Origin of the sequence: Streptomyces sp. NPDC050147, from assembly GCF_040660195.1 — a bacterium.
GTDB lineage: Bacteria > Actinomycetota > Actinomycetes > Streptomycetales > Streptomycetaceae > Streptomyces.
In genome coordinates this window covers 165,414-171,925 of record NZ_JBFALJ010000022.1, presented here as the reverse complement: position 1 = coordinate 171,925, position 6,512 = coordinate 165,414, and the positions used below count along the sequence as shown (strand labels likewise).

Genomic DNA, 6,512 nt, shown 5'->3' with positions numbered 1-6,512 from the left:
CTCTTACAGCTCCTGTGCGGTGCTGATGATCAACGACTTCAGGTGCTCCAGCTCGGTCCCGGACCCGGCCGGCCGCTACTTCTCTGTGACCCCGGCCGAGTCGAACGTGGCCACCTCGTGCATCGCGCGGGCCGCGCTCTGCACCACCGGCAGTGCCAGGAGGGCGCCCGTGCCCTCACCGAGGCGGAGGTCGAGGTCGACCAAGGGGCGCAGGCCCAGCTTGTTGAGGGCCGCCACGTGGCCCGGTTCCGCGCTGCGATGGCCCGCGATGCAGGCCGCCAGGACCTCGGGAGCGACGGCACGGGCGACCAGGGCCGCCGCGCCGGCGCTCACGCCGTCCAGGATCACCGGCGTACGGAGGGACGCGCCGCCCAGCAGCAGCCCCACCATGGCCGCGTGCTCCAGGCCGCCGATCGCCGCGAGGACGCCGATCGGGTCGGCCGGGTCGGGCTGGTGCAGTTCGAGCGCACGGCGCACGACGTCGACCTTGCGGCTGTGCATCTCGTCATTGATGCCGGTGCCGCGGCCGGTCACCTCGCCCGGGTCCGTGTCCGTGTAGACGGAGATGAGGGCCGCGGACGCCGTCGTGTTCGCGATGCCCATCTCGCCGGTGAGCAGGCCCTTGTTGCCTGCCGCCACCAGGTCGCGGGCGGTCTCGATGCCGACCTCGATGGCCGCCTTGACCTCCTCGCGGCTCAGGGCGGGACCTGTCGTCATGTCGGCCGTGCCCGCGCGGATCTTACGGGGCAACAGGCCGGGGGTGGCCGGGAGTTCGCTCGCCACGCCCACGTCGATGACGCAGACCTCGGCGCCCACCTGGTTGGCGAAGGCGTTGCAGACCGCGCCGCCACCCAGGAAGTTGGCGACCATCTGCGCGGTCACCTCCTGGGGCCAGGCGGTGACGCCTTGGGCGTGCACGCCGTGGTCACCCGCGAAGATCGCGACGGCCGCGGGCTCCGGGATCGGCGGCGGGCACTGCCGGGAGAGGCCCGAGAGCTGCGCGGAGATGATCTCCAGCATGCCGAGCGCGCCCGGCGGCTTCGTCATGCGCTTCTGGCGTTCCCACGCCTCGCCGAGCGCCTTCGCGTCCAGCGGGCGGATGTTGGAGATGGTCTCGGCGAGAAGATCGTGCGGTTCCTCGCCGGGCAGTGCGCGACGGCCGTACGTCTCCTCGTGGACCACCCAGGAGAGCGGGCGGCGCTTGGACCAGCCTGCCTGCATCAGCTCGGGCTCCTGAGGGAATTCGTCGACGTATCCGACACAGAGATAGGCCACCACTTCGAGGTGCTCGGGCAGGCCGAGGGTCCTGACCATCTCGCGTTCGTCGAAGAAGCTGACCCAGCCGACGCCGAGGCCCTCGGCGCGCGCCGCGAGCCAGAGGTTCTCGACGGCGAGGGCGGAGGAGTACGGAGCCATCTGCGGCTGCGTGTGACGGCCGAGGGTGTGGCGGCCGCCGCGGGTCGGGTCCGCGGTGACGACGATGTTCACCGGGGTGTCGAGGATCGCCTCGATCTTCAGTTCCTTGAACTGCTTCGCGCGGCCCTTGGGGAGCGACTTCGCGTACGCGTCCTTCTGGCGCATGGCCAGCTCGTGCATCGTGCGGCGGGTCTCCGCCGAGCGGATGACGACGAAGTCCCAGGGCTGGGAGTGGCCCACGGAGGGCGCCGTGTGGGCCGCCTCCAGGACGCGGAGCAGCACCTCGTGCGGGATGGCGTCGCTGCGGAAGCCGTTGCGGATGTCGCGGCGTTCACGCATGACGCGCAGGACGGCCTCGCGCTCGGCGTCGTCGTAGGCGGGTGCGGCGGGCGTCTGCGACTGCTGGACGGGCTCCGGCTGCGCGAGTGTCTCGTCCGTGGGTTCCGCCGGGTCGACGGCTTCGGTCACCTGGGCGGGCCCGGCTTCGACGATGACCAAGGGCTCGGGGGCCTCTGCCTCTGCCTCTGCCGCCGCCATTGCTTCGGTTTCGACTTCGGCTTCGGGTTCGGCTTCGGCGGGTGCGTCGATGACTTCCAGGGGCATGGCCTCGGCCTGCGCCGGTTCGGATGCCACGGCCACGGGCTCCTGCGCCGCCTCCGAGGCGGAAGTCGCCGCGGACACTCCTCCGTCACGCGGTGCGGGCACGGTGGCCACGGGCTGGGCGGCCACGGGCTGCGGGGCCACCGGCTCGGGAGCTTCGGCGGTCTCGGCAGATCCAGCCGCTTCGGCGGGTTCTGCGGCTTCTGCGGCTTCTGCGGCTTCTGCGGCTTCTGCGGCTTCGGGAAGAGCCGAGGGGTTCTGGGCCTCCGGGGTTGCCTCGGGAACTTCGGGGGCCTCGGGGGTCGCCTCGGCGGCCGGCGGCTCCGGGGTGTCGGCTGCCGGTGGGGCGGTCTCCACCTCGACGGGCTCCGGCTGTGCCGCGGGAGCGCCGGGCTGCGGGGCCTCGGAGTGCTCCGGGGGTACGGACACGGCGTGCGGAGGCGTCGGTGCCAGGTGAGGCGTGGTCGGCACCGAGCCCTCGACCGGCACGAACTGGCCGAGCGGCGTGGGCGCCTGGGGGTCCGCGAAGGACTGGTGCGGTCCGCCCGGGAGCCCCTCACCCTGGGGTGCCTCGGCCACGGGGGCGTCAACGTACTGCTGGGCCTGCGGAGCCTGGACCTGCTGGGCCTGCTGGGCCTGCTGGATGTGCGGGCCATGGGCCGTGTGCCCCGCTCCCGCGAGCGGCGCGTCCGACCAGGGCTGCGCGCCCGCCATGGCGAACTGCGGCTGGCCGGAACTCTGCGCGTGCATGGGCTCCTGGCTCGCTACAGGGGCAGGCGCGGACGGGTCTACGGCGGACGGCTGCCCGGCGTCCGGCTGCTCGGCGTCCACGGCGAACGCGGGCTGCCCGGCGTCAGCGGCTGCGTACGCGAACCGGTCGTCGGCATCAGCGCCTTGCGCGGTCGCAGGATCGGCGGCCTCGGCAGCCTGCGGGAACGCGGCTTGGGGCGTCTCGGCGGCCGGAGCCGCGGGGTCGGTCACCGCGGGCTGGGGCAGCTCGGCGGCGGGCGCGGGCTGCGGGGCTTCGGGCGCGGGGGCGTCCAGAGCGCCCGGTGCGCCCGGTGCGTCCTGCGCGTTCGGTGTTCCCTCTGGGACGGGAGTGACCCCAGGGACGACCGTTTCTGCTGATGCGATGGGCGGCGCGGGCTGCGAAGGCTGCGCGTGCTGAGGAGACGGGGAGGGCTGGGAGTGCGGGGAGGACGGAGAGGACGGCTGGGACTGCTGAGGCTGGGCTGTCCACGGCGTCGCGCCCTGCGGCGCGTTCTCGCCGATTTCCGGTCCTCTGGGCGTCCCGTCCTCGTCACGCGGGATGTCGAGGTACTCCGGCCCCACGGTGGGCGGCCCCGCGTGCCGCACGGGTGCGACATGCTGCGGCGCGCCGGCCGGGCCACGGTCGGCGAGGGACCGTACGGGGCTCCCCGAGCCGTCGGGCACGGCGGGACCCGAAGGCCCCCGGTGGAGCGGGCGGCGGGAGGGGCCGGAGTGCGAGGCGGGCGCGGGGGTGGGCGTACCGGGCAACTGGACGCCGTTCAGATCGACCGAACCACTGTCGCGGCCGGCTGTCTCGTGCGGGCCCGGCTGGTGCACGGCCTGCGGCTGCCCGGCCGACTCCTGGGCGAACGCCTGCGGGGGCGCCCCGTGCTGGCCTCCCATGGACTGGCCCGCCATGGACTGGCCTCCCATGGACTGGCCCGCCATGGACTGGCCTCCCATGGACTGGTCCGCCATGGACTGGCCTCCCAACGCCTGACCGGCGGCGTACTGCTCAGCCTGAGAAGCCTGAGACGGGTCCCCCACAGGCTGGCCCAGAGGCTGACCCACACCTTGCTGACCGGCCGACGGCTGCCCCTGCACTCCCGGCTGCGCCGACTGCGGCTGTGGCTGCGGCTGTGGCTGCGGCTGTGGCTGCGCCGACTGCGGCTCGCTCCAGGCGCCCTGGGCGCCCGGCATCAGCAACAGGTCGTCATCGTCGGCGGGGGCGACGCTTGCGGCGGGACTCTCGGAGGGGTCGAGGTAGGTGTACGCGCCCGGGGCGGGGACGCCCGGCTGCTCCACCATGCCTGCGTTCTCCGGCAGTCCCTCGCCCGGGACCTGGCCGGTGTCGGTCATGCGTAACCCCTCGCCCATCGGTTAGTGCTTCTTCGACCGCCCCTCAGCCTTCGGCCGGGGAAGCCCCATTGCCCGGAGCGGCGCACCAACCGCCCGTCATTCTCAACGAGCGTGCGCGCCACGCGGCACGAACCGCGTACGGACAACAGGCATTGTCCCGGTCGGCCTGCCACCGCGGCGCCTTGATCCGCAACGGCCCGCTGTGGGCTGCGCCACGTTGCGCGCCCTCCGGTCCTGCCGTACCACACACCCCCCAAAACGGGCGAGCTTTCCGGACATTGACCAACTATTTGCCGGACACTCGGTGCGGTACAACGATCGGCCAGCCTACCCCGCACCGTGCCGCAGCAGGGTCACGGGGCGCGATCGGGCAACTGTCCGGACAGCAGGAAGACGACCGTCCGCTCCCTCTCCGTCCACGCACGCGTGTCGAGTTCGACGGACTGGAGGAGCGCGCATTCGACCGCGTATCCGTGCTCCGTCAGGCCCCTGCCGATGAGTTCGGCGGCGTCACGGGTCGACGCGTGCGTCACGATGCGCGCCGGGCGGCGGTCGGCGACGGCGGAGACCACCTCGGCGCCCCCGCCCCCGATCCGTACGACATCGGGCTCGGGCAGGTCTTCGAGGATGTGGGGCGCGGTGCCGTGCAGAATCTGGGGCTGTACACCGAAATGCCGGGCGACCGCCGTGGTGCGGGCGCAGGCGTCGGGATCGGCGTCGACGGCGATGACGGCGGCGCCAAAACGTGCCGCCTCCACCGAGAAGGCGCCGCTGCCGCAGCCGATGTCCCAGACCAGGTCACCCACGCGCGGGCCGATGCGGGCGAGTTGGGCGGCGCGCAGGCGGTCGCTCTCGCCCTCGCCGAGCTGGGCGTCGCCCCCGTAGGCGGGGGCGGGCAGCGCCCAGCCACGCGGGGTGCCGGGGTCACGGCCCGCGATCCAGCCGGCGTCGGAGGCGGCGGCCGGGCCGCCGATGACGATGACGACGTTCGGGTCGCGCCAGGTGTGGTCGGCGGCCTTGTCCGAGGTGAGGACGGTGACCTGTTCGCGCTCGGTGCCGAGCTCCTCGCAGATCACGAAGGTGCGGTGCACGCCCTGAAGGAGCAGGCCGAGCTCGGCCGGGCCCGCGCCGGGCGAGGTGAGGACGGCGACCTTGGTGTGCGCGCGGCAGACGTTCACCGCGCGGCGCAGCGTGCGGGGGTGGGCGACCACGACCTGGGCGTCGTCCCAGGGCATGCCGGCGCGGGCGAAGGCCTGGGCGACGGAGGAGACGGCGGGCACCACTTCGACCTCGAGGCCGAATTCGGGGGCGCGCAGCGTGCGGACGACGCCGAAGAACCCCGGGTCGCCGTCGGCGAGGACCACGGCGGTGCCGCGGTGGGCGGCGATGCGGCGGGCGGCCAGGCTCACGCTGCCCAGACGAATCCTTTCCGCTGTCGGCGGGACCGCGGTGAGCGTGAGGTGGTGGGCGGCGCCCGCGACGAGTGTGGCGGCGCCGAGCGCCGAACGCGCCGCGGCGGTCAGCGGCGAGCCGTCCCAGCCGATCACCGTGACGCGGTCGGCCATCGTCGTCTGTCTCCTGGTTTCTCGCGGATCGTCTGAGGGGCCGGGTGTCGTCGCGGCGCAGGGCAACCGCGTGCGGCCAGGGGCGAGCGTACCTGGTGGGGCCGTAAGGCGCGTGTGGGGTCAGTTCCAGTCGGAGAAAGCCGTGAACCCGCTGTCCGCCAGCTGTTCACCGACCCCCTCCAGGTCCTCGGGGAGCAGGCTCCACACGATGAGGTCGGTGCGGACGTCGATCCAGCCGCCGAACGGGTCCCCGCCGTTCCTCGTACGCGCTATCCAGGCGCCCCGCAGGACTCCCTCGCTGATGCAGCCGATCTTCTGCGCGACCTGCTGTGCCGCGGTGTTGTCGGCGGCGGTGCGCAGTTCGATGCGCTCGAAGCGCTGGTCGTTGAAGAGCCACTGGGCGGTGGCGAGCGCCGCTTCCGAGGCGTAGCCCTCGCCGCGGGCCCAGGGGGCGACGACGTAACTGAGCTCGCTGGAGCGTACGCGCCAGTCGGTGTCGCGCAGTTGCACGATGCCGACCAGACGCTGGGTGAGGAACTCCGTAACGGCGAGGGCGATGCCACGGCCCTCGGTGCGCTCGGCGGGTGCGAGGCGGTTGATCCAGTCGCGGGCGTCGTTCTCGGTGTAGGGCTGGGGCACGGAGGTCCAGGCGGTGACCATCTCGTCGTTCATCATCTCCGCGTACGCGGACGCGTCGGCTTCCTCGAACGGGCGCAGCACCAACCGCTCCGTGCTGATGGAGATATCGGGGAAGGTAGTCATGCGCTGCTCCGTAACCTGGAACCCTCGGGCCTGCTGAAGAGCCCAGCATGCAGCATGTCG

Annotated in this window: 3 protein-coding genes; all 3 read right to left on the bottom strand. The window is 73.1% G+C overall.

The features are described from left to right. Positions 1–75: 75 nt before the first annotated feature. Positions 76–4,125 (bottom strand): nicotinate-nucleotide--dimethylbenzimidazole phosphoribosyltransferase, encoded by a 4,050-nt coding sequence (gene cobT / locus AB0I94_RS29655; protein ID WP_363312754.1) that lies wholly within the window; start codon positions 4,123–4,125, stop codon positions 76–78. Between the two features lie 353 nt (positions 4,126–4,478). Beyond that, a complete protein-coding gene (gene cbiE, locus AB0I94_RS29650) occupies positions 4,479–5,690 on the bottom strand; it encodes a precorrin-6y C5,15-methyltransferase (decarboxylating) subunit CbiE (RefSeq protein WP_363312753.1) in 1,212 nt (403 codons plus the stop codon). A 120-nt stretch (positions 5,691–5,810) separates the two neighbouring features. Next, on the bottom strand, positions 5,811–6,452 hold the full coding sequence (locus tag AB0I94_RS29645; RefSeq protein ID WP_363312752.1) for a GNAT family N-acetyltransferase: 642 nt from the start codon (positions 6,450–6,452) through the stop codon (positions 5,811–5,813). Positions 6,453–6,512: the final 60 nt, after the last annotated feature.

What these genes read in the sequence shown, in the direction of transcription:
- cobT (WP_363312754.1), bottom strand. Translation starts at nt 4,125, where the DNA reads ATGACCGACACCGGCCAGGTCCCGGGCGAGGGACTGCCGGAGAACGCA.
- cbiE (WP_363312753.1), bottom strand. Translation starts at nt 5,690, where the DNA reads ATGGCCGACCGCGTCACGGTGATCGGCTGGGACGGCTCGCCGCTGACC.
- AB0I94_RS29645 (WP_363312752.1), bottom strand. Translation starts at nt 6,452, where the DNA reads ATGACTACCTTCCCCGATATCTCCATCAGCACGGAGCGGTTGGTGCTG.